Origin of the sequence: Cupriavidus sp. TMH.W2 (genome assembly GCF_050847365.1) — a bacterium.
GTDB lineage: Bacteria > Pseudomonadota > Gammaproteobacteria > Burkholderiales > Burkholderiaceae > Cupriavidus.
On sequence record NZ_CP193793.1, the window covers coordinates 219,590 to 241,787 of the forward strand.

A 22,198-nucleotide genomic window follows, 5' to 3' on the forward strand; every position below is an offset into this window, starting at 1 on the left:
GGAGCGTTCGCGCCAACGCATTGCCATCCGGAGCTGAACATGAAGATCACCAACGTCCGTGCCCGCGTCTTTGAATGGAAGGGCAAGACCGTGCCGCCGCAGGCGCATTTCTGCACCAACGCCACCGACATCCTGTTCGAGCGCGGCGACGCCATGGTCTCGTTCCGCTTCCATGGCTGGATGGTGGTGGAAGTGGAAACCGATACCGGCCTGGTCGGCATCGGCAACTGCGCGCTGGCGCCGCGCGTGGCCAAGGAGATCGTCGACCAGTACCTGGCCCCGGTGGTGATCGGCCAGGATCCGTTCGACAACGAATACCTGTGGCAGAAGATGTACCGCCGCACCCATGCCTGGGGCCGCAAGGGCATCGGCATGGCGGCGATCTCGGCGGTGGATATCGCGCTGTGGGACCTGATGGGCAAGGCGGTCGGCAAGCCCGTGTTCAAGCTGCTGGGCGGGCGCACCAAGGAGAAGATCTGGTGCTATGCCTCCAAGCTCTACAACAACGACGACCGCGACGCCTTCCTGGCCGAGGCGCAGGGCTATCTCGACCAGGGCTTCACCGCGATGAAGATGCGCTTTGGCTATGGCCCCAAGGACGGCCCTGCCGGCATGCAGAAGAACCTCGAGCAGGTGCGCCTGCTGCGCGAGCTGGTCGGCGACGGCGTCGACATCATGCTGGAGTGCTACATGGGCTGGACGCTGGAATACGCGCGCCGCATGCTGCCGCGCCTGGCCGAGTTCAACCCGCGCTGGCTGGAAGAGCCGGTGATCGCCGACGATATCGAAGGCTATGTCGAACTGAGGAAGGCGAGCCCGTTCCCGATCTCCGGCGGCGAGCATGAGTTTACCTCGCACGGCTTCAAGGACCTGCTGGAGCGGCGCGCGGTGGACGTGATCCAGTACGACACCAACCGCGTCGGCGGCATCACCGCGGCGCAGAAGATCAACGCCATGGCCGAGGCCTGGTCGGTGCCCGTGATCCCCCACGCCGGGCAGATGCACAACTACCACCTGACCATGGCGTCGACCGCTTCGCCGATGGCCGAGTACTTCCCGGTGCACGACGTCGAAGTCGGCAATGAGCTGTTCTACTACATCTTCAAGGGCGATCCCGCGCCGGACAACGGCTACCTGCAGCTGGACGACAACCTGCCGGGACTGGGGCTGGAGCTGAACGAGGAGTACTTCAGCCAGTTCGACATCATTGGCTGAAACAGCCTTGGCCGTGCGCGCCGCGCTGCGGTCCCCAGGCGGCGCGGGCGGCCTCTTGTTCCTCAGGGCCGTCTCTTTTTCCACTCGTAGTCGGGTGGCGGGTCCGCTGCACCGGCACGGCCGACCGCGTTGGGATTCTCCGAGCACAGCGTGACAAAGCTCACCGGCTCGCCCGCGTGCTGGCGCTGGCGCAGTGCTTCGGTAAAGCGCAGCGCCTCGCGCATGGCGTCGCCGGGGAATGGCTGCGCGTGGGGACGCAGCCCGGTGCCCTCGGCTTCGGACCAGTAGACCATATACATAGGGCTTCCTCCTGGTTGCGCCGGGCCATTGTGCCGGGTCCCGCAACCTTCGTTCCCGGCGCTGGAAGTATTGCACGGTGGGTCGCGGGGCAGGTCAGGCGCACCGCAATCCCCGTCGCCACGCTTTGCAAGTCCTGGCATGCGGCGGCACAATGGGCGCTTCCCGACACCCACATTCCCACAGGAGTCCATGCTGCAGGCCATTGCTCCCGTTGTGCCAAGGAAACCATGCCGGGCTTTGGCCGGTGCCGCCATCGCCATGGCCGTGCTGGCCGGGTGCGCCAGCCCACCGGACACGCCTGCCGCCGCCAGCCCGGCAGAGGCGGCGGTCAGCCCGGCCCAGGCGAAGCCGCACTGGCAGCGCGTGCACCTGGGCACGGGCGCGGGCTATGACTTCCCGGTCTACGCCAACCATCCGCTCGACGCAGACCTGTCGCGCATCCGCGAGGTGGTGTTCGTGCAGCACGGCCTGCAGCGCAATGGCAATGACTACTACGCCGCCGGCGCGGCGCTGCTCAAGGCCAGCGGCGGCAATCCCGGCGAAGTGCTGCTGATCGCACCGAACTTCCCCGGCACGCCTGACCATGGCAAAGGTTTCGACGGCATGCCGCACTGGTCGGTGCAGGGCTGGATGAGCGGCGAGAACGCGGTCAGCGCGCCGTTCCCGGTCAGTTCGCTGCAGGTGCTGGACGACCTGCTGGCCTTTGTCACCGACAAGGCGCGCCTGCCCCAGGTCGCCAGGGTGACCGTGGCCGGGCATTCGGGCGGCGCGCAGATCGTGCACCGCTATGCCGTGCTGAACAATGTCGACGAGCGCATCCGCGCACGCGGCATCGACTTGCGCTACGTGGTGGCCAATCCTTCGTCCTACCTCTACTTCACGCCTGTGCGTCCGGCCGGCGCGGACGGCCGGTCCTTCGCGCCCTACGACACGGCCGTCTGCCCTGACTATGACAAGTACCGCTATGGCATGCAGGACATCGTGCCCTACGCAAAGGGGACCAACGGACTGTCGTTGTACCGGCGCTATGCCGCCCGGCAGGTGACCTACCTGGCCGGCACCGACGACAACGACCCCAACCACCGCGTGCTGGACAAGGCGTGCGGCGCCGAGGCCGAAGGCGCGACGCGGCTGCAGCGCGCCCGCGGTTACCTGCGCTATGAGCGCTACCTGGCCAGCCCCGGGATGGCGATGCGGCACAAGGCCTATGAAGTGGTGGGCGTGGGCCACGACCAGGCACGCATGTTCGGGTCGCAATGCGGCGCCAGGGCGGTGTTCGGCATGGCGGAATCGGCCAACCCGGACGGCGCGGCCTGCCGCGCGCCCCAGCTCTGATTCTCGCCGGCCAAGAAAAAAACCCGCGAAATTCGCGGGTTCAAGTCCCTGCCCGCAGGATCGGGCTTGGAGGAGACAACCACAGGGAAGCGGTTCGTGCCTGGTCAGCCCAGGCTGTACTTGACGACCTGTTCCTCGACGCCGACAAAGCGCACCAGCTGGCGCAGGCCGCTGGCGTATTCCTTGATATGGTGCCCGTCAGGCGTATCGGGCAGCCGGTAATAGACTGGCGCCTTGTCGCGCATGGGCGGCAGGAAGCCGGGCGGGTGCTCGCTGGCGTCGGCTTCCCAGGGCACGTCGCGATCTTCGGCAAGCAGGGTAATTCCGGTCATGGACACACTCCAGGGTTGCTGCGTGGTGCGGCCGGGGGTGGATCGTGTTGCTCGCACTGGTTTCAATGTATGGAATGTATGGCAGCTGGGGCAAAAATGCCATTCAGCGTTTTTTAATTCTGGTTGCGAGGAAATTTCGAAACTGGCAAATTTGGCGAATAAATGGTATGAGCGCCGCGTCAGGACAAGGGCAAGACCGCGGCGGCGCTGCGCCGCGCCAGGCCTGCATTGCGCTACCATAGCGCCAGTTTTTTGAGGTGCGGCCGCAGGCGCGCTTGCGCGCCATGCCGGTCGCCAACCATGCCCCAACACCACAACCGCCCCCGCGGCCCCTGCCCAGACGCATGTCGACCCAGCACGCCTTGTTGATTTCCCTGATCGAAAAGCCATCGTCCGGCTACGACCTGGCGCGGCGCTTTGACCGTTCCATCGGCTATTTCTGGCACGCCACGCATCAGCAGATCTATCGCGAGCTGGGACGCATGGCGGACAACGGCTGGATTGCGGCTGACGAGAGCGAGGCGGAAGGCGAGAACGCCGCGGACCGCAGGAACCGCAAGAAGGTCTACCGGGTGCTGCCAGCCGGCCGCGACGAACTGGCGCGCTGGGTGCTGGCGCCGGGCGCCGGGCTGGACCAGCGTGAAGAAATACTGGTCAAGCTGCGCGCCGATGCGGTGATCGGGCCGCTTGGCCTGGGCGACGAGATGCGGCGGCTGATCGCGCTGCACCGGGGGCGGCTGGAGACTTACCTTGCCATCGAGCGGCGCGATTTCTCGGCGCCGGACATGGACCGCGCGCAACAGTTGCGCTATGCGCTGCTGCAGCGCGGCATCCGCTTCGAGAATGACTGGGTGGCCTGGGGCGAGGCACTGCTGCTCCTGCTGTAGCCGCGCCGCGCCGCGCTCGGGCGGGCGCCTACAGCCTGACCGGCGCGGACTTGCGTCAGGCCAGATCGACGGCACGCGTGCCGGCCTGCTTCGCTTCGCCCAGGCCCAGGCGGCGGCGCGCCAGCGCATATTCCTCGGCGAAGCGGCGCACCAGCTCGCCCGCGGGCACCACGCGCTTGATCGCGCCCACGCCCTGGCCGGCGCCCCAGATGTCCTTCCACGCCTTCACGCTGGTGGAGCCGAAATTCATCTTCGACGGATCGGATTCGGGCAGCGCGTTCGGGTCCAGCCCGGCGCGTTCGATGCTGCGGCGCAGGTAGTTGCCGTGCACGCCGGTGAACAGGTTGGAATAGACGATGTCGTTGGCGCTGCTGTCGACGATCATCTGCTTGTAGCCATCCTGCGCATTGGCTTCCTGCGTGGCGATAAAGGCCGAGCCGATATAGGCCAGGTCGGCCCCGGCGGCCTGCGCGGCCAGGATGGCGTCGCCGCTGGAGATCGCGCCCGACAGCAGCAGCGGGCCGTCGAACCATTCGCGGATCTCGTGCAGCAGCGCGAACGGCGACAGCGTGCCGGCATGGCCGCCGGCACCGGCGGCCACCGCCACCAGCCCGTCCGCACCCTTCTCGATGGCCTTGCGCGCGAAGGCGTTGTTGATCACGTCATGCAGCACGATGCCGCCGTACGAGTGCACCGCGTCGTTGACTTCCTTGCGCGCGCCCAGCGAGGTGATCACGACGGGCACCTTGTAGCGCACGCACAGCTCCAGGTCATGCTCGAGGCGGTCGTTGGACTTGTGCACGATCTGGTTGACGGCGAACGGCGCCGACGGGCGGTCGGGGTGCTTCGCGTCGTGCTCGGCCAGTTCGGTGGTGATGCGGTCCAGCCATTCCTCCAGCTTGGGCGCCGGGCGCGCATTCAGCGCGGGGAACGAACCCACCACGCCGGCCTTGCACTGGGCGATGACCAGGTCGGGGTTGGAGATGATGAACAGCGGCGAGCAGACCGCCGGCAGCGACAGGCGGTTCTGGAGTTGGGCGGGAAGGGCCATGGTGAAGTCTCCTGGGTATTTCGGGGTGGTTCGGTGAAGCGAATGCGGTGAAAACGAAAGCGCTGAGGCGAAGCAGACCTCAGGCCGCGCCGGTCAGCACGTCTTTCTGGCTGGCCAGGCGCGCGCCCATGGCGGCGGCCAGCGCCTCCAGGCCGGAGCGCGGGCGCACCATGACTTCGAACTCGGCAATGCGGCCGGCGTCGTCGAAGCGGATCATGTCGATGCCCTTGAGCGCCTTGCCATCCACGGCGGCGCTGAACTCCAGCACCACGCTATGGCCATCGTCGCTGACAAAGCTGCGGTGGTAGCGAAAGTCCTGGAACACCTGGTTCACCGTGGTCAGCACCAGCGCGATCGCGGCGCGGCCGGGATACGCGGTGTGCGCGACCGGGGAGCGGAACACCACCTCATCGGCCACGATGGCATCGAGCCCGGCCATGGAATGCGTGGCGATCATCTGGTGCCAGGCGTCGAGCGACGCCTGGGCGGCGGGAATCAGATTGGCGGTGGTGGTCACGGGGTCTCCTGGGCCGGCGCCGGTGCGCGGGCGTCTGATCTGGTTATCTGGTATCTCGTTTTATGCAACCAGTTGCATAGTGAGTCGAAAGGTAGCACGCTCCGCGGCACCATGCAAGGCATGCCCGTTCCCATCTGCCGCGCAGTGACGCGTTGTCTACAATAGGCGGGATTGCCCCCCAGGCCGCCGCCCCAACGCAGGAGAGTCAGTGATCACTAAGCCCAGCGCCGCCCATCCTGAGCAGGCGGCTTTGTTCGATGCCGACCTGGCCGCCTGGCGCGACCACCCGGAACGCGCGTTCGACGGCTGGCTGGCGCAGCATGGCTTTCGCCACGGCACCAGCGTGGTGTACCGCGCCATGTGGGGCAAGCTGCTGCGCTGGTCGGCCGAACGCGGCCTGCCGCCGCTGAGCTGGTCGGCCGAGCAGATCGGCGAGTTCCTGGACGCGCAGCAGTTGCACAAATCGCACCGCTATCGCTATACGCGGCTGATAGAACGGGTATTCCACCACCTTTCCCGGCTGCGCGAGGGCCTGCACAACCCCGGCAGCCAGGCGGTGCGCGCCCACTTGGCCGAGGGCGAGAACGATCCCACGGCGTTCCTGCTGCCCGGCGAGCGCGACCTGCTGGTGGCGCGCATCCTCGGCCCTGCCGGACTGCCAGGGGGGGATGCGGGCGGTGCGGCATCCCCCACGCAATGGAAGCGCGCGCGTGACGCGGCGCTGCTGGCCGTGCTGCTTGGCGGCGGGCTGAAGGTTGCAGAAGCCCGGGCACTGCGGGTCGACGTGATCGAGGATGGCGCCCCCGGCCGGATGGCGCTGCGCATGGTGCGCGCGGACAACGGCCGGGCCTATACCGTGCCGCTGTTCCCGCTGGCCCATGCGCCGCTGCGGGCCTGGCTGGCGCTGCGCGAAGCCTCGGGCACGCTCGGCAGCCTGGTGTTCCCGGCGATGCCGGCGGGGCGGCCGATGCATGCCGCCTCGGTCTACCGGCGCGTGGAGATCCTGCTGGACGAGGCCGGCGTGCTGGCCGGGCGCAGCGAGCGCGCGTCGCCACAGACGCTGCGCAATACCTGCGCGGCCATGCATTTCGAGGCCGGCACGGCGCCGGGTGAGGTGGCCCAGTGCCTGGGCATGCGCGACCTGGAATCGGGCTGGCGGCTGCGCGCCGCCTACGAGGCCTGGCAGCAGCGGGCGGGGCTGGTGGCCGAGGCGGCCGTGCGCGCCTGACATCACGTGCGCCGTCTGGCTGAGCGCTGCGGCACATCGTGGATAATAGGCAGTTGCGGCCGCCCGGCGCGGCAAGTGGTGTTCAAAGTATCAGTTGACACCGATGCCGGCCATGGCCTGCCCCTGAATCAGTGAATCAAATCCACGACGCCATTCTCCATGCCTGAAACCTTGCTCCTGACCGGTGCCACCGGCTATATCGCCTCGCATACCTGGGTCGCGCTGCTCAATGCCGGCTATCACGTGATCGGCCTGGATAATCTGTGCAACAGCAGTCCGGCGGTGGTCGACCGGCTGGCCACCATTACCGGGCAGACCCCGCATTTTGTGCGGGGCGATGTGCGCGACCGCGCGCTGCTGGACCGGCTCTTTGCCGAGCACCGTATCAGCGCGGTGATTCATTTTGCCGCGCTTAAAGCCGTGGGCGAATCCGTGAGCCAGCCGCTGGAGTATTACAGCAACAACCTGGATGGCTTGCTGACGGTCTGCGCGGCAATGGGCGCGGCCGGGGTGAAACAACTGGTGTTCAGTTCCTCGGCCACGGTTTATGGCAATCCGCATGCCGTGCCGATCCTGGAGGATTTCCCGCTGTCGGCGACCAACCCGTATGGCCAGACCAAGCTGATGGGGGAGCAAATCCTGCGCGACCTGGAAAAATCGGATCCGGCGTGGCGCATCGCCTACCTGCGTTATTTCAATCCGGTCGGCGCGCATGAAAGCGGGCTGATCGGCGAAGATCCGCAGGGTATCCCGAACAACCTGATGCCCTTTGTGGCGCAGGTGGCGGGCGGGCGCCGTGAAAAGCTGATGGTTTTCGGCGGCGATTACCCGACGGTGGACGGCACCGGCGTGCGCGACTATATCCATGTCTGCGACCTGGCCGACGGCCACCTGGCGGCGCTGGGCTATCTGCGTGAGCAGGGCCAGGGCATGACCGTGAACCTGGGCACGGGCCGTGGCTACAGCGTGCTGGAAGTGATACAGGCCTACCAGCGTGCCAGCGGCAGGCCGGTGCCGCATGAAATTGCGGCGCGGCGCCCCGGCGATATCGCCGCTTGCTACGCCGATCCGGCGCTGGCCAACCAGCTGCTGGGCTGGCGCGCGCGACATGATATCGACCGCATGTGCCAGGACTCCTGGCGCTGGCAGTCAATGAACCCGCAGGGGTTTGAGGCCTGACGGCCGACCGGGCTCACCGGTACCGCAAACAAAAAACGCCACGGATGGAATCCGTGGCGTTTTTTGTTTGCCGGAGCGCGCGTTTCAGCGGATCAGGAAGTCCTCGACCGATTTGCCCTGGGCCAGGGCCTGGGTCAGCCAGCCCGGACGCTTGCCGCGGCCGGTCCAGGTATTGCCGGCGCTGTCGCGATAGCGCACCGGCACCTTGCGGTTGGCCGCCTTCTTGCCGGCCGGCGCCTTGGCGCCAAAACCGAGGTCTTCCGCGGTCAGGCCATATTGCTCGATTTTCTCGCGAATATCCGCGATCACGGTGGACTGTTCACGCGCCTTGATTTCCTCGGCTTGCTTCTGCAGTTCGCTGATTTTCTGAACGATTTCCTGATACGTCGCCATTGCGTCCTCGGTTTCCGGTGGGTGAATTGCGCAGGAGTGCGCTGGTGTGCGGGGAGGTGAAAATACTGAAAACAATTATAACGAGGTCGCAGCCCGCTGCAAATCCTGGCGGCGTTATCCGTACCGGTTTTTGCGAAAATTCTTAGGCCCGGTAATTGTGTGAACTTTTGGTGTTGCTTCCGGTCGGCGCCGGATTTGCTGTTTGCGGGGGTTGGCCGGCGCCGGCCCACGGCCTGGGCACATAATTGGTGCAGTCTTACTCAATCCACGCGGGGCCGTCCACGAGATTGCCGGGAAATCGAATGCCAATAATCGGCCCGGCTAATCCATAAGGGATTTCCCCGGTACCACGGCAAGCGCGTGGCCTGTATCCGACATGGCGGTCAGTGCGGGGTGATTTGTCGCGCCAGCCGCCGCGACGGCTCAAGGAAGGGAGGGGCGCGCCGTTATCCGGGCAGGGCGGATCATCTCGGTATCGATCCTGCCGGACCGGGGCAAGGGGTGTGTCCCGCGGATTGCCAAAGTCTTCTTTCATCATGTCCTTGCACAACAATATTCAGATCAAGACCCTGTTACGGGGCGCCATGGGAATGCTGTCCCTGCTGCTGCTGCTGGTCGGCAGTGCCGGCCTGTACGGCATCTCGCAGAGCAATGAGGCACTCAAGGAGACTTACTCCAACCAGCTTGGCTCCACCATTGCGCTCAGCGAGGCCATGCTGGCCACCACGCGCATGCGCCTGGCGCTGGACCGCAACGTGATGCAGGGCGAGCCGGACGATCCCAAGGTCAACGTGGACCGCTCCAGGTTGTTCATGGAGGCGTCGGAGGCGGCATGGAAGCGCTATATGGGCCTGCCGCAGAATCCCGAGGAAAAGGCGCTCGCCGCGGAACTGGGCAAGCAGCGCCAGGCCTTCATGGAGCAAGGCGTGCTGCCGTTGCAAGCGGCCTCGCTGGCGGGCAACCAGGAAGAGGCGGTGCGGCTGGCGAAAAAGGTGTTGCCTGACCTGCAGCGCGCCATGGCGAGCGCACACGAGAATCTGCAGAAATTCCAGATGATCGCAGGGCAGGGCAACTTCGACGCTTCGCAGGCCGGCTTTGCGCGCATCCGCATGATGTCGATCGCGCTGATCGTGCTGGGCCTGGCGGTCGCCGTGCTGTGCACGTTCACGCTGAACCGCGCCATTGTCACGCCGGTGCAGGAGGCACTGGCCGTCTTTGAGCGCATCGCGCGCGGCGACCTGAGCTCGCGCATCACCAGCATCTCGAAGAACGAGATCGGCCGCATGATGCAGGCACTGGCCGCGATGCAGTCGAGCCTGTCGGGCATCGTTGCCGAAGTGCGCACCGGCGCCGATTCGATGGCGTCGGCCACGCAGCAGATTTCCACCGGCAACCTGGACTTGTCGCAGCGCACCGAGGAACAGGCCTCGTCGCTGGAGCAGACCGCCGCCAGCATGGAAGAGCTGACCACGGTGGTGCGCCAGAACGCGGACAACGCGCGCCAGGCCGGGGTGCTGGCCGGCGAGGCTTCGCAGATCGCGCTCAAGGGCGGCGACGTGGTGGGCCGCGTGGTCGAAACCATGAACGAGATCAACGGCGCCTCGCGCAAGGTGGTGGAAATCATCAGCGTGATCGAGGGCATTGCCTTCCAGACCAATATCCTGGCGCTCAACGCCGCCGTGGAAGCCGCGCGCGCCGGCGAGCAGGGGCGCGGCTTTGCCGTGGTGGCGGGCGAGGTGCGCAGCCTGGCGCAGCGCTCGGCCTCGGCCGCCAAGGAAATCGAGGCGCTGATCAGCGAGTCGGGCCAGCGCGTGGAGACCGGCACCAGGCTGGTGGCCGAAGCCGGCCAGACCATGGGCGAGATCGTCCAGGCCGTGCGCCGCGTGACGGACATCATGAACGAGATCGGTGCCGCGTCGCAGGAGCAGAGCAGCGGCATCGAGCAGGTCAACCGGGCGGTGACCCAGATGGACGAGGTGACGCAGCAGAACGCCGCGCTGGTCGAAGAGGCCGCCGCCGCCGCTGGTGCGCTGGAAGAACAGGCGCAGAAGCTCAAGAACGTGGTCTCGGTGTTCAACCTTGGTTCGGGCGCGCAAGCCATGCCGGCAACGGCGGCAGCGGCGGCGCCGGCCAGGGCCGCCGCCGCCGCTGGCCGGGTCGCGCGCCCCACGCCGGTGCTTGCCTCGGCGAAACCGGCCGTGTCGGCGCAGTCGTCTGCTCCGCCCGCCGCAGCGCGTGGCGAGGGCATTCGCCAGCCCGCAGCCGTGTCGGCAAACCGTCCGGCAACCAGGCCGGCAGCGCGGCCGGCGCTGGCCGCTGCCGGTGGCGAAGATGACTGGAGCGCGTTCTAAACCACTGTCCGGGACATTGTCTTGTTCACACGGCGACTGCAAGATGCCATGATGCGGGGTTTGACCCGCGTCCTGACCTTCTTCGCGCATTCTCTTTATCATCGCGCAGCCTAATGATTGCCCTGAGTTCCGTCCTGTTGCTGCTGGCTGCCCTGTTGGGCGTGGCCGCCGCCCTTGGCGTTCGCGCCGGGCGCGCGGACCAGTCAGCCGGCGGCCGCTCCCTGCGCGCACTGGCCTGGTCGGCCGCGCTGCTGTCGCAGTTGAGCATCGGCCTGCCGGTGCTGGTGGTGGCGCTGTCGGGCAGCGTCCCCGCCGTGAACGACTCGGCGCAGCTGGCGGCCAGTTTTGCCGCCGCGGCCGCCGCCACCACGTCGGTCAAGCTGCTGATGCAGTGGGTGCGCCAGGGCGTGCGGCTGTGGCGCGGCGCGGCGATCATGGCGGTCATTGCCGGCGCCGGGCTGGTGGCCGCGGCCGGCACGCATCTGGGCCGGACCTGTGGCGCCGGCACGGTCAGCGCGCGCGATTGCATCAACGCCGCCGGCCTGCCGCATCCCGCCTGGCTGGCGGGTGGGCTGACCGCCCTGTGCGCGCTGCTGTTCGCCATCCAACGGGCGCAGTCGCGCGGCTGGCTGCCGGCGCGCAGTGAATCGGGCCTGGCCGACGACCTGGCCGACGATCTGCCTGGCCTGCACCGCGCCGCCGAGCCGCGGCCATCGCGGCGCGGCGCCCGCATTCCCGGCCGCCCGGGCCGCCTGACCGTGCGCGCCGCCGCGCGCGGGCAGGGCACGGTAGGCGAGTACAGCGTGGCGACGGTGATGCCCGACCGCGTGGCGTTCGGCCGCTGGCTGGACCAGGCCATCGCGCAGGCCCGGCTGGCCGAGACCGGATGCGCCGTGCTGCTGATCCACATTGCCGATTACCGCGAGGTCGACGAGGTCTTCGAGATCCGCGCCGACGACATCCTGGCCCAGGACGCCGGCGCGCTGGCGCAGGCCGTGCTGGAGCCGCATGACTTCCTGGCCCGGCTGGCGCGCGACGAGTTTGCCGTGGGCGTGCCCGAACTGGTTCACCACGGCCGCGCGCAGGAACTGGGCTCGCGCATGCTGGGCTCGCTGGCGGAATTCATTGCCGCGCGCGGCCTGCAGATGCAGATCGGCGTGAATATCGGCATCGCCATCTATCCGCGCGACGCGCAGACCTCAGAGGCTCTGATGCAGGCCGCCCGCGTCAGCCTGGCCGAAGCCCGCGAGAGCGGCTCGAACCAGGTGCGCCTGTTCAATAGCGCCGCCGGCGAACGCGCGCGCCGCACCCGCGTGATCCGGCGCGACTTGTGGCTGGCGATTCAGGACGACACCCTGTCGCTGCAGTTCCAGCCCAAGTACGACGCGCGCCGCCGCACCGTGGTTGGCGCCGAGGCGCTTTGCCGCTGGCGCCACCCCGCGCTGGGCCAGGTCAGCCCCGCCGAGTTCATCGCCGTGGCCGAGCAGTCGGGCCAGATCGACAAGCTCGACGACTGGGTCCTGACCAGCGTTTGCCGCCACGTGCGCCAGTGGCGCGACGCGGGCGTGCCGACCGTGCCGGTGGCGATCAATGTCTCGGGGCTGCGGTTTGCCAGCCGCAATTTCCCGCAATACCTGCTGGAGCAGATCCACCAGCACGACATCCCGCCGTCGGCGATCACGCTGGAGATCACCGAGACCGCGGCGATGAAGGACATCGGCAAGTCGCTGGAGACGCTGGCCGAGCTGCAGTCGCTCGGCATCCAGGTGGCGCTGGACGATTTCGGCAGCGGCTACTCGAGCCTGGGCTACCTCAAGCGCCTGCGCGTGGGCACGCTCAAGATCGACCGCACGCTGATCGGCGGGCTCGATACCGATGCGCAGGGCCGCGCCATCGTCGGTTCGATGGTGGCCCTGGCGCATGAGCTGCGCATGAAGGTGGTGGCCGAGGGCGTGGAGTCGGCTTCGCAGTTGGAGATCCTTAATGAAATGGGGTGTGATGAGGTGCAGGGCTATCTGCTGTCCTTGCCGCTGGATGCTGCGAGTTTTGCTGAGGCATTGGGGGAGCGGGGGGAGGGGTGATGGCTTGGTTATGTCGGTCGGGTTTGATGTTGTCGTAGGTTTTGCGGCCTGGTTCCGCCCTGCTGGGCGGAACCGGGCCGTCGACCTACGACAACATTGACCCCGCCCTACATAACCAAGCCAACGAGCAGGAAGCCCGCCGGCTACGCCGGCCAATCAGCCCACGCCTGCCAAGCGCAACAACGGAACGCATGGCGCCAAGATCCCCCCATAAAGTCTCCCCGCAACCCTGCCGATAACTCCCTCTGGCAGACCGCCCGCACAGACGCCGCAGCCCCGTGCCGTCCTGTCCGTCGCCGGCCGCGCCACCCATGCTGTCCATCTCCCTGGCGGACCAACCAAGTTCCTGCAAACCGGAGGCGCCCATGTCATCGCCCAGCATCCTCGTCGTCGACGATTCCCCCTCGCTACGCCGCATGATCGGCGCCTGCCTGCGCGCGGGAGGGTTCGACGTGACCGAGGCCGCCGACGGCGACCAGGCGCACGCGCTGGCCGCCGGCTCCAGCTTCGGCATGCTGGTGACGGACCAGGTCATGCCCGGCATGGATGGCCTCACGCTGATCCGCAGCCTGCGCGCCAACGAGCGCTATGCGCGCATTCCCATCCTGATGCTGACCACCGAGCAGGACGGCAGCATCCGCGAACAGGCCCGCGCGGCGGGCGCGTCGGGTTTCCTGCCCAAGCCTTTCGATCCGGACGAGCTGATGCAGGCCGTGACCGCGCTGCTGCCGCCGGCGCCCCCTACCTCGGAAGGGTAGGCAGGGCCCGGCGTCGCCCTTCAGTCACGCCAATTCCTGCCGTAAACACTGGTGGGCGAGGTCATGCCCCGGTGCCAGCCAGCGGCCCTCGGCCGCTGCAGCGCCAGCAAATCAGCATGAGCCAAATTTGGGGGGCTAGACGATGAAGCACATCGACAAGGCAGACGGCACGGTAGAGGAGTTCCTGGCCTTTACGCTGGGCCGGGAGGAATACGGCGTCGATATCCTGAAGGTGCAGGAGATCCGCGGCTACGAGTCGGTCACCCAGATTGCCAACGCACCGGACTACATCAAGGGCGTGATCAACCTGCGCGGCATCATCGTCCCGATCATCGACCTGCGCATCAAGTTCCGCCAGCCGAATGTCAGCTACGACCAGTACACGGTCGTGATCATCGTCGACCTGAACGACCGCACCACCGGCATCGTGGTGGACGGCGTCTCCGACGTGCTGACGCTGACCGCCGCGCAGATCAAGCCCACGCCGCACTTCACAGGCGAGGTGGCGACGGACTATATCCGCGGGCTGGGCTCGGTCGAGCAACGCATGCTGATCCTGGTCGACATCGAGAAGCTGCTCAACACCGAAGAACTGGCCGCGCTGGAAGCGGTGTCCTGATTCCGCGGCCACGCCAACACCGTCCGGTGGGCGCACCATGCCTGCCGGACCGAACCCCGCCCGGGTGCCGCGCACATTGCCGCGCCACGGGCACGCAGTATTGTCATTGATGCGAAACAACCAACCCGTTACGCAGCGCGAGTACAAGCTCTCCCCATCGGATTACCTGATCTCGCGCACGGACCTCAAGGGCCGTATCACCTTTGCCAACCGCGCCTTTATCGAGGCCAGCGGCTTTGCGGCGGAGGAATTGCTGGGCGCGCCGCATAACCTGGTGCGCCACCCCGACATGCCGCCCGAGGCGTTTTCCGACCTGTGGCAGGACCTGCAGGCCGGCCGTACCTGGATGGGCGTGGTCAAGAACCGCCGCAAGGACGGCGACTTCTACTGGGTCAATGCGACCGTGACGCCCACGCGCGTCGATGGCCGCGTGGTCGGCTACACCTCGGTGCGCTCGATGGCGACGCGCGAGCAGGTGGAAGCCGCCGGCGCCGCCTATGCGCGATTCCGGGCAGGCCACGCCGACGGGCTGGCGATCCGCCACGGCGCCGTGGCGCGCACCGGGCTGCGCGGCCTGGTGCAGGGCCTGCTGCGCCTGAACCTGAAGCGCCGCATCCTGTGGGCGCAGGCTGGCGGCCTGGTGTGGTTCCTGGCCGCGCTTGTTGCAGTGGAAGCACTGGGCGGAGAAGCCACGGCCGCGCTGCGCCCGTGGCTGTGGGGCGGTTTTGCACTGGCGCTGGCGTCGTCATTCACGGCCGGCACCATACTGCTGGCACGCGTGAACCGGCCGGTGCGCGACATGCTGGACTTTGCGCTGCGCATGGGCGCGGGCGACCTGACCACGGGCTTCGAGCACCGCAGCGCGGACGAGATCGGCGCGCTGGCGCAGGCCATGCAGACCATGCAGCGCAGCCTGCTGTCGGTGGTGCATGAGATCCAGGAAGGCATGGCCAGCATCTCGACGGCGACGCGCCAGGTGGCCGCGGGCAACAACGACCTGTCGCAACGCACGGAGCAACAGGCGGCGTCGCTGGAACAGACCGCTTCGAGCATGGAAGAGCTGACCAGCACGGTGCGCCAGAACGCGGACAACGCGCGCCAGGCCAGCGGGCTGGCGGCGAACGCGTCGGAGACGGCGCTGCGCGGCGGCGAGGTGGTGGGCCGGGTGGTGCAGACCATGGACGAGATCAACGATGCGTCGAAGAAGATCGTCGACATTATCGGCGTGATCGAAGGCATTGCGTTCCAGACCAACATCCTGGCGCTGAACGCGGCGGTGGAAGCGGCGCGGGCCGGCGAGCAGGGCCGGGGCTTCGCGGTGGTGGCGGGCGAGGTGCGCAGCCTGGCGCAGCGCAGCGCCAATGCGGCCAAGGAGATCAAGGGCCTGATCGGCGACACGGTGGAGCGGGTGGACAACGGCTCGGCGCTGGTGGGCCAGGCGGGCAAGACCATGGACGAGATCGTGCAGGCGGTCAGGCGCGTGACCGACATCATGGGCGAGATCAGTTCGGCGTCGGCCGAGCAGAGCTCGGGCATCGAGCAGGTGAACCAGGCCGTGGCGCAGATGGACGAGGTCACGCAGCAGAACGCGGCACTGGTGGAAGAGGCCGCGGCCGCAGCGGGCTCGCTGGAAGAGCAGGCGATGCGGCTGCGCGATGCCATTGCCACCTTCCGCGTCAGCATGCAGGCCGAGGTGCGGCCGCAGCGCCAGCCCGCGCACGTGCGCGACGATGCCGTGCGGCCGCTGGCACGGGTCTAGGCCGCGCATCAGGCCAGTTCGAATCAGAAAGCGAAGGCAGGGGCGGAGCACCGCCCTGCATGCGTACAGAAGGGCGCGGCATGCCGCGCCCGAGGCTTCAGTTACAAAGGGGAGTTGCTATGCATTGGTTCAATCAATTGCGCGTCACGACCAGGCTGGTTGCCGGATTCCTGGTCGTTGCCGTGATCGGCGCCGTAATGGGGCTGCTGGGCGTCGTCAACATGGGGCGCATGGCGGACTGGACCGGCAAGATTTACAACGATGACTTGCAGGCGCTGAAGGCGGTGCAGGACGCCAACATCAACCTGGTCTATGCCAGCCGCGCGCAGATCGGGCTGCTGTCGGCATCGACCATGGGCGAGCGTTCGGCCGAGAAGGACCAGATCGTGAAGTCCCTCGGCACGATGGACGAGCGCATCCGTCAGGTGGCGGGCGCATTCGAGAAGCCAGAGGGCAAGGCCCTGGTCAGGCAGTACCAGGAACTGTCGCCGGCCTTCCGCGCGCGCATGGAAAAGTATGTCGAGCTGGTCGGCAAGCAGCCGCTGGATACCTCGCAGTTTGAAAGCCAGGTGTTCTCCGAGAGCGCCGAACTGCTCAAGGACAGCCATGCGCTGGAAGCGGTGATGTTCAAGATGGTCAAGCGCCGCGACGCCCGTGCCCGCGACAACATGGAAGAAGCACGCAGCGTCTACCACGCATCGCGCCTGTGGATGCTGGGGCTGGTGCTGGGCGGGCTGGCGCTGTCGGTGCTGCTGGGGGTGTTGCTGGCGCGCGCGCTGTCGCGCCAGTTGGGCGGCGAGCCGGGCTATGCGGCCGCGATCGCCGCGCGTATCGCCGAAGGCGATTTCTCGTCGCCGGTGAAGACGCGCGCGGGCGACAAGAGCAGTCTGGTCTTTGCGATGCAGCAGATGCAGCAGCAGCTGTCGCGCATGGTGCGCGATTTCAAGGCGTCGGCCGAATCGATCGGCAGCGCTTCACGCGAAATTGCCGCGGGCAACAACGACCTGTCGCAACGCACGGAGCAGCAGGCGGCGTCGCTGGAGCAGACCGCTTCGAGCATGGAAGAGCTGACCAGCACGGTGCGCCAGAACGCGGACAACGCGCGCCAGGCCAGCGGGCTGGCGGCGAACGCGTCGGAGACGGCGCTGCGCGGCGGCGAGGTGGTGGGCCGGGTGGTGCAGACCATGGACGAGATCAACGATGCGTCGAAGAAGATCGTCGACATTATCGGCGTGATCGAAGGCATTGCGTTCCAGACCAACATCCTGGCGCTGAACGCGGCGGTGGAAGCGGCGCGGGCCGGCGAGCAGGGCCGGGGCTTCGCGGTGGTGGCGGGCGAGGTGCGCAGCCTGGCGCAGCGCAGCGCCAATGCGGCCAAGGAGATCAAGGGCCTGATCGGCGACACGGTGGAGCGGGTGGACAACGGCTCGGCGCTGGTGGGCCAGGCGGGCAAGACCATGGACGAGATCGTGCAGGCGGTCAAGCGCGTGACCGACATCATGGGCGAGATCAGCGCGGCGTCGGCAGAGCAGAGCTCGGGCATCGAGCAGGTGAACCAGGCCGTGGCGCAGATGGACGAGGTCACGCAGCAGAACGCGGCACTGGTGGAAGAGGCCGCGGCCGCCGCGGGTGCGCTGGAAGAACAGGCCGGCCGCCTGCAAGCCGCCGTGGCTACGTTCCGCCTGGCGGCCGAGGATGCGCGCGCGGAGCGCTTCGACGTACTGCCGGCGGCGGTTGCGGCGCCGGTGCCGGGCAAGGTCGCCCGTGCCGCGGGCGCGGCGCGTGCCATGGCTTCCGCCAAGACCGCCGCCAAGGCATTGCCGGCGGCCAGGGCAGTGGACCCCGAAGCCCCGCGCGATGCGGCCGGGCCAACGGCCGGGCAGCCAGCGCGACTGACTCCGGCCAGGACGCCGCGGCCCGCGCTGGCAGCCGCTGACAACGGCGACTGGAGCGCTTTCTGATCCCAATGCCATGACGACCGACATCACCCTGGCGCTGCCGCAAGAGGATGCGGCCAGGCTGCGCAAGGAATTCGACCAGTTCATCGGGGTCTCGACCGGCCTGGACCGCGAGTTTTTGCCGCCCGGGTTCAATGACTTCCTGCGCGCGCGGCTGCTGCAGCACGACGGTCCGCTCACTGAGCGCGCGGTGTCGCGGCTGCTGTCCGGGGGCGAATATGGCTGGGCGCGCCGCGTGTTCGACAAACAGCTGCCCAATGCGCTGGCGGCGCTGATGCGCGATGCCCAGCGCTTTGGCTTCGGGCTGGCGGTCCAGCCAGGCTGGACCGCCGAGCAGCGCCTAGGGCATGCGCGCGAATGGGCTGCACAGGTGCTGGCCGAGTGCGGCGCCGACACGGCCTTTACCGAAGCCCTGGCCACGCAGGTGGCGGCATCGGCGGAAGACATGCGCGTGCTGGAACAGCGCATGCGCACGCCGGCATGGCGCCTGGCGGAAAGCCTGCGCCAGCGGGCCTATGACCTGATGTACGCGCTGCAGACCGAAGACGACGAAGCCACCGGCCGCGCGCGCGTGGGCGAGTTGCGCGGCATGCTGGGGCTGGCGCTGGAGTACGGATCAGTGCTGCCGGAAGAGGCGTCGCGCGTGCTGGAGCAAGTGGAGCGCGTCCGTCCCGCACTATTTCGTGAAGCGCGTGATGACGTGTTCGCCCGGCTCGCGGCATGGCTGCGGCGGATGTTCGGTCATTGAGCCGCGCAGGACCGCTGCAGCGCCGAACCACGCGCTGATTTGCTCGCCGGATTTCGTGCACATTACGGACGGCGCATGCCGGAAGCACTGCGCCCGGCGCTCGTCAATAGAGGAAATCAGCAGGCTACCGAAGGTGCCGCTGCGCGTTGGATGCAAATGACGTTTGCTGAGCTGCCTCGAGCAAGATCAAACGTCAGGGATGTGAATTGTTACAAAATGCGCACCGTCATGTATGTTTCATACGACATTTGCTTCCCCCCCGCGTAAGTAGGGATTGGCATTGCAGGTCGATTGCCGATATAAACGTAACAGTCTTACTTACACTCTGTAACACTTGTAACGGAGCGGATAACGGTTTGACACGGGCGTAGTTCCTTAGTCGTACGTTGTACCCGCCCAGCCGCACAGCAACGATCTGGTCGCCGGGCCCGCAAGGGCAACGGTAAGCGCCGGACAAGCGGCCACGGTGGGTTTTTGGTAGCGGGGATAAATTGGAAAGCAGTGAAGTTCTCCAGGAGATCAGGGAGGTTAACCTCGCCTATCTGCTGCTAGCGCAACGCCTGGTGCGCGAAAACCAGGTCGAAGCCATGTTCCGGCTCGGGGTCAGCAAGGAAATTGCGGATATTCTTGCCAAGCTGACTTCTGCGCAACTCGTCAAGCTGGCGGCATCCAACATGGTGCTGTGCAGGTTCCGCTTCGACGACCACGCGCTTCTGTCGACTCTCACCCACACGGCCAAAAGTCATGACATGCAGCAGATCCACGCCGCGATCCTGCTTGCACGTCAGCCTGTGGAGTCGCTCAATTGACCGCGCTCCTGCAGGCAGAGCCAGCCCGGAGTTACACGGCCACCTCCGTTCCCAGCCGCAAGAGCGTGCTCCAGGACGCCAACCAGACCCAGCTCGCCATCGAGCTGATCGGACTGGGTGCGCGCCTGCAAGTGCTTGAAGCCGAGACCACGCTGTCGCGTGACCGGCTCATCCGCCTGTACAAGGAGCTGCGCGGCGTCTCGCCCCCCAAGGGCATGCTCCCCTTCTCGACGGACTGGTTCACCACCTGGCTGCCGAATATCCACTCGTCGCTGTTCTTCTCTGCTTACCAGTTCATGGTGCAGGAAGGCGAGACTGTGGGCATTCGCGCGGTGGTGGCTGCCTACCGCCTGTACCTTGAGCATGTTTCGCTGCTCGGCGGCGAAATTGTCTTAAGTTTCACGCGGGCCTGGACGTTAGTACGGTTCTTCGAGAGCAATATGCTGCAGCTGTCCCGGTGCACGTGTTGCGGCGGACAGTTCGTCACGCACGCGTATGAGCCGCACGCGAATTTTGTGTGCAGCCTGTGCCGTCCGCCGTCACGCGCAGGGAAGGTGAAAAAGCTCTCGAAAGACGCCGCCGCCGTGCAGACCAACGCCTGATCCTGGTCAAGGTCCGCCGGCTGGCAAGCTTGCTGCGCTGGCGGACGGATTCTCTCCGTGCGCCCGTGCAATGGGCAAATGAGCGTGGCTGACGCGCGTTTTTAGACGGGGATCCGATCGTGCTAGTAGTTCTTGGCTATGTCGTCGTGGTAGCGGCGGTGCTTGGCGGTTACGCCATGACCGGCGGCCATATGGGCGCGCTTTATCAACCTGCGGAAGTGGTGATCATCGCGGGCGCCGCCATCGGCGCCTTTATCGCCACCAATACCGGCAAGGCCATCAAGGCCACCGCGCGCGCGTTGCCGGGCCTGTTCAAGAGTTCCAAATACAAGAAAGAGCTGTACCTGGACGTCATGTCGCTGCTGTATGTGCTGCTGTCCAAGGCACGGCGCGAGGGCATCCTGTTCCTGGAAAAGGAAATCGCGGACCCCGCCGCCAGCAGCGTCTTCAGCCAGTACCCGCGCATCCTGACCGATCCGGTGGTGATGGAATTCCTCACCGACTACCTGCGCATGATGGTCAACGGCAACATGAACGCGTTCGAGATCGAGGCCCTGATGGACCACGAGATCGAGACCTTCCGCCATGAAGCCGAGATCCCCGCTCATGCGCTGTCGCGCGTCGGCGATGGCCTGCCGGCCTTCGGCATCGTCGCCGCGGTGATGGGCGTGGTGCATGCGCTGGGTTCGGCCGACCTGCCGCCGGCTGAGCTTGGCGCGCTGATCGCGCACGCCATGGTCGGCACCTTCCTGGGCATCTTGCTGGCCTACGGCTTTATCTCGCCGCTGGCCGCGCGCATCGAGCTGCAGGTGTCAGAGAACGTCAAGGTCTACGAGTGCATCAAGGTCGTGCTGCTGGCCTCGCTCAATGGCTATGCGCCGCTGGTGGCGGTTGAGTTCGGCCGCAAGGTGCTGTTCTCCACGGTGCGCCCGTCGTTCCTTGAGCTCGACGACCACGTGCGTGAAGTCAAGAGCCTGAGCTAAGGCGCAAGCAGCAAGGGGCACCCTCATGAGCAGCGCACACGATATGCGTCCGATCATCGTCCGCCGGGCGAAGTCGCAAGCCAGGCCGCATGGCAACCACAGCTGGAAGATCGCCTACGCCGACTTCATGACGGCGATGATGGCGCTGTTCCTGGTGCTGTGGCTGCTGTCCAGCGCCAACAAGAAGACGCTGGAAGGCATTGCCGAGTACTTCCGCATGCCGCTCAAGGTCGCCATCGTCGGTGGCGAGAAGAGCAGCCAGACCCCCAGCGTGATCCCGGGCGGCGGCCAGGAGGCGCTGCGCAAGGACGGCGACACCATGCGCGCGCGCACCAATGAACCCAGCGACGAGCAGCGCAGCAACGAACAGCAGGAAGCACAGCGCCTGCGCGCGCTCAAGCAGCGGCTCGAGCAGATTATCGAGAACAACCCGGTGTTGCGCCAGTTCCGGCCGCAACTGCTGCTGGACATCACCAGCGAAGGGCTGCGCATCCAGATCCTGGATACCCAGAACCGGCCGATGTTCCGCACCGGCAGCGCCGCGGTCGAAAGCTATATGCGCACCATCCTGCGCGAGATCGGCCCGGTGCTGAACGAGCTGCCCAACAAGGTCAGCCTGTCGGGCCATACCGACGCGGCCAACTATTCCAACGGCGAGCGCACCTACAGCAACTGGGAACTGTCCGCCGACCGTGCCAACGCCTCGCGCCGCGAGCTGATCGCAGGCGGCATGCAGGAGGGCAAGGTGCTGCGCGTGCTGGGCCTGGCCGCGACCATGCCGCTGGACAAGGCAGACCTGCTGGCACCGGTGAACCGCCGCATCAGCATCGTGGTGCTCAACCATAAGGCGCAGGCGCGCTTCGAGGCCGAGAACGCCAGCGCCGCCGAGGTCACGGTGGCGGCGCAGGCCGGCAAGGCCGCGCAGGAGACGCAGGCAGGACTGGCGGGGGCGTCGGCGCCTGCGGCGCCCGCAAAAGACAAGTCACCATGAAGCACGATGTTTGTCGTTCCCGCGCAGGCGGGAACCCAGTGGCTTTAACGACGCTGGATTCCCGCCTGCGCGGGAATGACGGTGATTGTTGCGCCGTCATCA

The 22,198-nt window shown here is 66.8% G+C and carries 21 protein-coding genes; 16 read left to right on the forward strand and 5 right to left on the reverse strand.

Annotated elements, in window-relative coordinates; all coding sequences use genetic code 11:
* Nucleotides 1-39 precede the first annotated feature (39 nt).
* Entirely contained in the window at nucleotides 40-1,215 is a 1,176-nt protein-coding gene (locus ACREYQ_RS18605) for an L-rhamnonate dehydratase (RefSeq protein ID WP_432261675.1), read from the forward strand.
* Nucleotides 1,216-1,277: 62 nt separating this feature from the next.
* On the opposite strand, the gene ACREYQ_RS18610 is transcribed toward ACREYQ_RS18605, so the two are convergent.
* Nucleotides 1,278-1,514 carry a hypothetical protein gene (locus ACREYQ_RS18610; protein WP_432261676.1) on the reverse strand — a complete coding sequence of 79 codons (237 nt, stop codon included), beginning with the start codon at nucleotides 1,512-1,514 and terminating at the stop codon, nucleotides 1,278-1,280.
* A gap of 190 nt (nucleotides 1,515-1,704) precedes the next feature.
* Between ACREYQ_RS18610 and ACREYQ_RS18615 the strand changes: the two genes are divergently transcribed.
* A complete protein-coding gene (locus tag ACREYQ_RS18615; protein WP_432261677.1) occupies nucleotides 1,705-2,850 on the forward strand; it encodes a hypothetical protein in 1,146 nt (381 codons plus the stop codon).
* Nucleotides 2,851-2,954: 104 nt separating this feature from the next.
* Here the strand turns inward: ACREYQ_RS18615 and ACREYQ_RS18620 are convergent, their stop codons facing one another.
* A complete protein-coding gene (locus ACREYQ_RS18620; RefSeq protein ID WP_432261678.1) occupies nucleotides 2,955-3,182 on the reverse strand; it encodes a hypothetical protein in 228 nt (75 codons plus the stop codon).
* A 344-nt stretch (nucleotides 3,183-3,526) separates the two neighbouring features.
* On the opposite strand from ACREYQ_RS18620, the gene ACREYQ_RS18625 reads away from it, so the two are divergent.
* Nucleotides 3,527-4,069, forward strand: coding sequence for a PadR family transcriptional regulator (locus tag ACREYQ_RS18625; RefSeq protein ID WP_432261679.1), 543 nt, complete (start codon nucleotides 3,527-3,529; stop codon nucleotides 4,067-4,069).
* 55 nt (nucleotides 4,070-4,124) lie between these two features.
* Here the strand turns inward: ACREYQ_RS18625 and ACREYQ_RS18630 are convergent, their stop codons facing one another.
* Both ACREYQ_RS18630 and ACREYQ_RS18635 read right to left on the reverse strand, forming a co-directional pair.
* Nucleotides 4,125-5,120, reverse strand: a complete 996-nt coding sequence (locus ACREYQ_RS18630) for an NAD(P)H-dependent flavin oxidoreductase (protein WP_432261680.1) — start codon at nucleotides 5,118-5,120, stop codon at nucleotides 4,125-4,127.
* A 79-nt stretch (nucleotides 5,121-5,199) separates the two neighbouring features.
* Nucleotides 5,200-5,577, reverse strand: coding sequence for a nuclear transport factor 2 family protein (locus ACREYQ_RS18635; protein WP_432262588.1), 378 nt, complete (start codon nucleotides 5,575-5,577; stop codon nucleotides 5,200-5,202).
* Nucleotides 5,578-5,845: 268 nt separating this feature from the next.
* On the opposite strand from ACREYQ_RS18635, the gene ACREYQ_RS18640 reads away from it, so the two are divergent.
* Together ACREYQ_RS18640 and galE are read left to right on the forward strand one after the other, a co-directional pair.
* A complete protein-coding gene (locus ACREYQ_RS18640) occupies nucleotides 5,846-6,865 on the forward strand; it encodes a tyrosine-type recombinase/integrase (RefSeq protein ID WP_432261681.1) in 1,020 nt (339 codons plus the stop codon).
* 159 nt (nucleotides 6,866-7,024) lie between these two features.
* The gene (galE, locus tag ACREYQ_RS18645) at nucleotides 7,025-8,044 is read left to right on the forward strand and encodes a UDP-glucose 4-epimerase GalE (protein WP_432261682.1); all 1,020 of its coding nucleotides are present in this window, start codon (nucleotides 7,025-7,027) and stop codon (nucleotides 8,042-8,044) included.
* A gap of 84 nt (nucleotides 8,045-8,128) precedes the next feature.
* Here galE and ACREYQ_RS18650 read toward each other — a convergent pair whose 3' ends face one another.
* Entirely contained in the window at nucleotides 8,129-8,437 is a 309-nt protein-coding gene (locus ACREYQ_RS18650; RefSeq protein ID WP_115699493.1) for an H-NS family nucleoid-associated regulatory protein, read from the reverse strand.
* A gap of 536 nt (nucleotides 8,438-8,973) precedes the next feature.
* Here ACREYQ_RS18650 and ACREYQ_RS18655 point away from each other — a divergent pair.
* The 11 genes from ACREYQ_RS18655 to motB all read left to right on the forward strand — a co-directional run bounded on the left by ACREYQ_RS18655 (nucleotide 8,974) and on the right by motB (nucleotide 22,096).
* Complete coding sequence (locus ACREYQ_RS18655) at nucleotides 8,974-10,788, forward strand: methyl-accepting chemotaxis protein (RefSeq protein WP_432261683.1); 1,815 nt, start codon at nucleotides 8,974-8,976, stop codon at nucleotides 10,786-10,788.
* 113 nt (nucleotides 10,789-10,901) lie between these two features.
* Entirely contained in the window at nucleotides 10,902-12,869 is a 1,968-nt protein-coding gene (locus ACREYQ_RS18660) for a putative bifunctional diguanylate cyclase/phosphodiesterase (RefSeq protein ID WP_432261684.1), read from the forward strand.
* A 365-nt stretch (nucleotides 12,870-13,234) separates the two neighbouring features.
* Nucleotides 13,235-13,627, forward strand: coding sequence for a response regulator (locus tag ACREYQ_RS18665; protein ID WP_432261685.1), 393 nt, complete (start codon nucleotides 13,235-13,237; stop codon nucleotides 13,625-13,627).
* A gap of 142 nt (nucleotides 13,628-13,769) precedes the next feature.
* A complete protein-coding gene (locus ACREYQ_RS18670; protein WP_078198976.1) occupies nucleotides 13,770-14,246 on the forward strand; it encodes a chemotaxis protein CheW in 477 nt (158 codons plus the stop codon).
* A 109-nt stretch (nucleotides 14,247-14,355) separates the two neighbouring features.
* Nucleotides 14,356-16,005 carry a methyl-accepting chemotaxis protein gene (locus tag ACREYQ_RS18675; protein ID WP_432261686.1) on the forward strand — a complete coding sequence of 550 codons (1,650 nt, stop codon included), beginning with the start codon at nucleotides 14,356-14,358 and terminating at the stop codon, nucleotides 16,003-16,005.
* A 119-nt stretch (nucleotides 16,006-16,124) separates the two neighbouring features.
* Entirely contained in the window at nucleotides 16,125-17,966 is a 1,842-nt protein-coding gene (locus ACREYQ_RS18680) for a methyl-accepting chemotaxis protein (RefSeq protein ID WP_432261687.1), read from the forward strand.
* Nucleotides 17,967-17,976: 10 nt separating this feature from the next.
* The gene (locus ACREYQ_RS18685) at nucleotides 17,977-18,711 is read left to right on the forward strand and encodes a DUF4088 family protein (RefSeq protein WP_432261688.1); all 735 of its coding nucleotides are present in this window, start codon (nucleotides 17,977-17,979) and stop codon (nucleotides 18,709-18,711) included.
* Nucleotides 18,712-19,202: 491 nt separating this feature from the next.
* Nucleotides 19,203-19,520, forward strand: a complete 318-nt coding sequence (flhD, locus tag ACREYQ_RS18690) for a flagellar transcriptional regulator FlhD (protein WP_010812713.1) — start codon at nucleotides 19,203-19,205, stop codon at nucleotides 19,518-19,520.
* Nucleotides 19,517-20,122 (forward strand): flagellar transcriptional regulator FlhC, encoded by a 606-nt coding sequence (gene flhC, locus ACREYQ_RS18695; RefSeq protein ID WP_078198980.1) that lies wholly within the window; start codon nucleotides 19,517-19,519, stop codon nucleotides 20,120-20,122. The genes flhD and flhC overlap by 4 nt, the downstream gene beginning before the upstream one ends.
* Nucleotides 20,123-20,241: 119 nt before the next feature.
* Complete coding sequence (gene motA, locus ACREYQ_RS18700) at nucleotides 20,242-21,105, forward strand: flagellar motor stator protein MotA (RefSeq protein ID WP_432261689.1); 864 nt, start codon at nucleotides 20,242-20,244, stop codon at nucleotides 21,103-21,105.
* 25 nt (nucleotides 21,106-21,130) lie between these two features.
* Nucleotides 21,131-22,096: a flagellar motor protein MotB gene (motB, locus tag ACREYQ_RS18705; RefSeq protein ID WP_432261690.1), complete on the forward strand. Its 966-nt coding sequence runs from the start codon at nucleotides 21,131-21,133 to the stop codon at nucleotides 22,094-22,096.
* The last annotated feature ends 102 nt before the right edge of the window (nucleotides 22,097-22,198 follow it).

Coding starts and splice junctions, on each gene's coding strand:
- ACREYQ_RS18605 (WP_432261675.1), top strand. CDS start 40: ATGAAGATCACCAACGTCCGTGCCCGCGTCTTTGAATGGAAGGGCAAG.
- ACREYQ_RS18610 (WP_432261676.1), bottom strand. CDS start 1,514: ATGTATATGGTCTACTGGTCCGAAGCCGAGGGCACCGGGCTGCGTCCC.
- ACREYQ_RS18615 (WP_432261677.1), top strand. CDS start 1,705: ATGCTGCAGGCCATTGCTCCCGTTGTGCCAAGGAAACCATGCCGGGCT.
- ACREYQ_RS18620 (WP_432261678.1), bottom strand. CDS start 3,182: ATGACCGGAATTACCCTGCTTGCCGAAGATCGCGACGTGCCCTGGGAA.
- ACREYQ_RS18625 (WP_432261679.1), top strand. CDS start 3,527: ATGTCGACCCAGCACGCCTTGTTGATTTCCCTGATCGAAAAGCCATCG.
- ACREYQ_RS18630 (WP_432261680.1), bottom strand. CDS start 5,120: ATGGCCCTTCCCGCCCAACTCCAGAACCGCCTGTCGCTGCCGGCGGTC.
- ACREYQ_RS18635 (WP_432262588.1), bottom strand. CDS start 5,577: ATGATCGCCACGCATTCCATGGCCGGGCTCGATGCCATCGTGGCCGAT.
- galE (WP_432261682.1), top strand. CDS start 7,025: ATGCCTGAAACCTTGCTCCTGACCGGTGCCACCGGCTATATCGCCTCG.
- ACREYQ_RS18650 (WP_115699493.1), bottom strand. CDS start 8,437: ATGGCGACGTATCAGGAAATCGTTCAGAAAATCAGCGAACTGCAGAAG.
- ACREYQ_RS18655 (WP_432261683.1), top strand. CDS start 8,974: ATGTCCTTGCACAACAATATTCAGATCAAGACCCTGTTACGGGGCGCC.
- ACREYQ_RS18660 (WP_432261684.1), top strand. CDS start 10,902: ATGATTGCCCTGAGTTCCGTCCTGTTGCTGCTGGCTGCCCTGTTGGGC.
- ACREYQ_RS18665 (WP_432261685.1), top strand. CDS start 13,235: ATGTCATCGCCCAGCATCCTCGTCGTCGACGATTCCCCCTCGCTACGC.
- ACREYQ_RS18670 (WP_078198976.1), top strand. CDS start 13,770: ATGAAGCACATCGACAAGGCAGACGGCACGGTAGAGGAGTTCCTGGCC.
- ACREYQ_RS18675 (WP_432261686.1), top strand. CDS start 14,356: ATGCGAAACAACCAACCCGTTACGCAGCGCGAGTACAAGCTCTCCCCA.
- ACREYQ_RS18680 (WP_432261687.1), top strand. CDS start 16,125: ATGCATTGGTTCAATCAATTGCGCGTCACGACCAGGCTGGTTGCCGGA.
- ACREYQ_RS18685 (WP_432261688.1), top strand. CDS start 17,977: ATGACGACCGACATCACCCTGGCGCTGCCGCAAGAGGATGCGGCCAGG.
- motB (WP_432261690.1), top strand. CDS start 21,131: ATGAGCAGCGCACACGATATGCGTCCGATCATCGTCCGCCGGGCGAAG.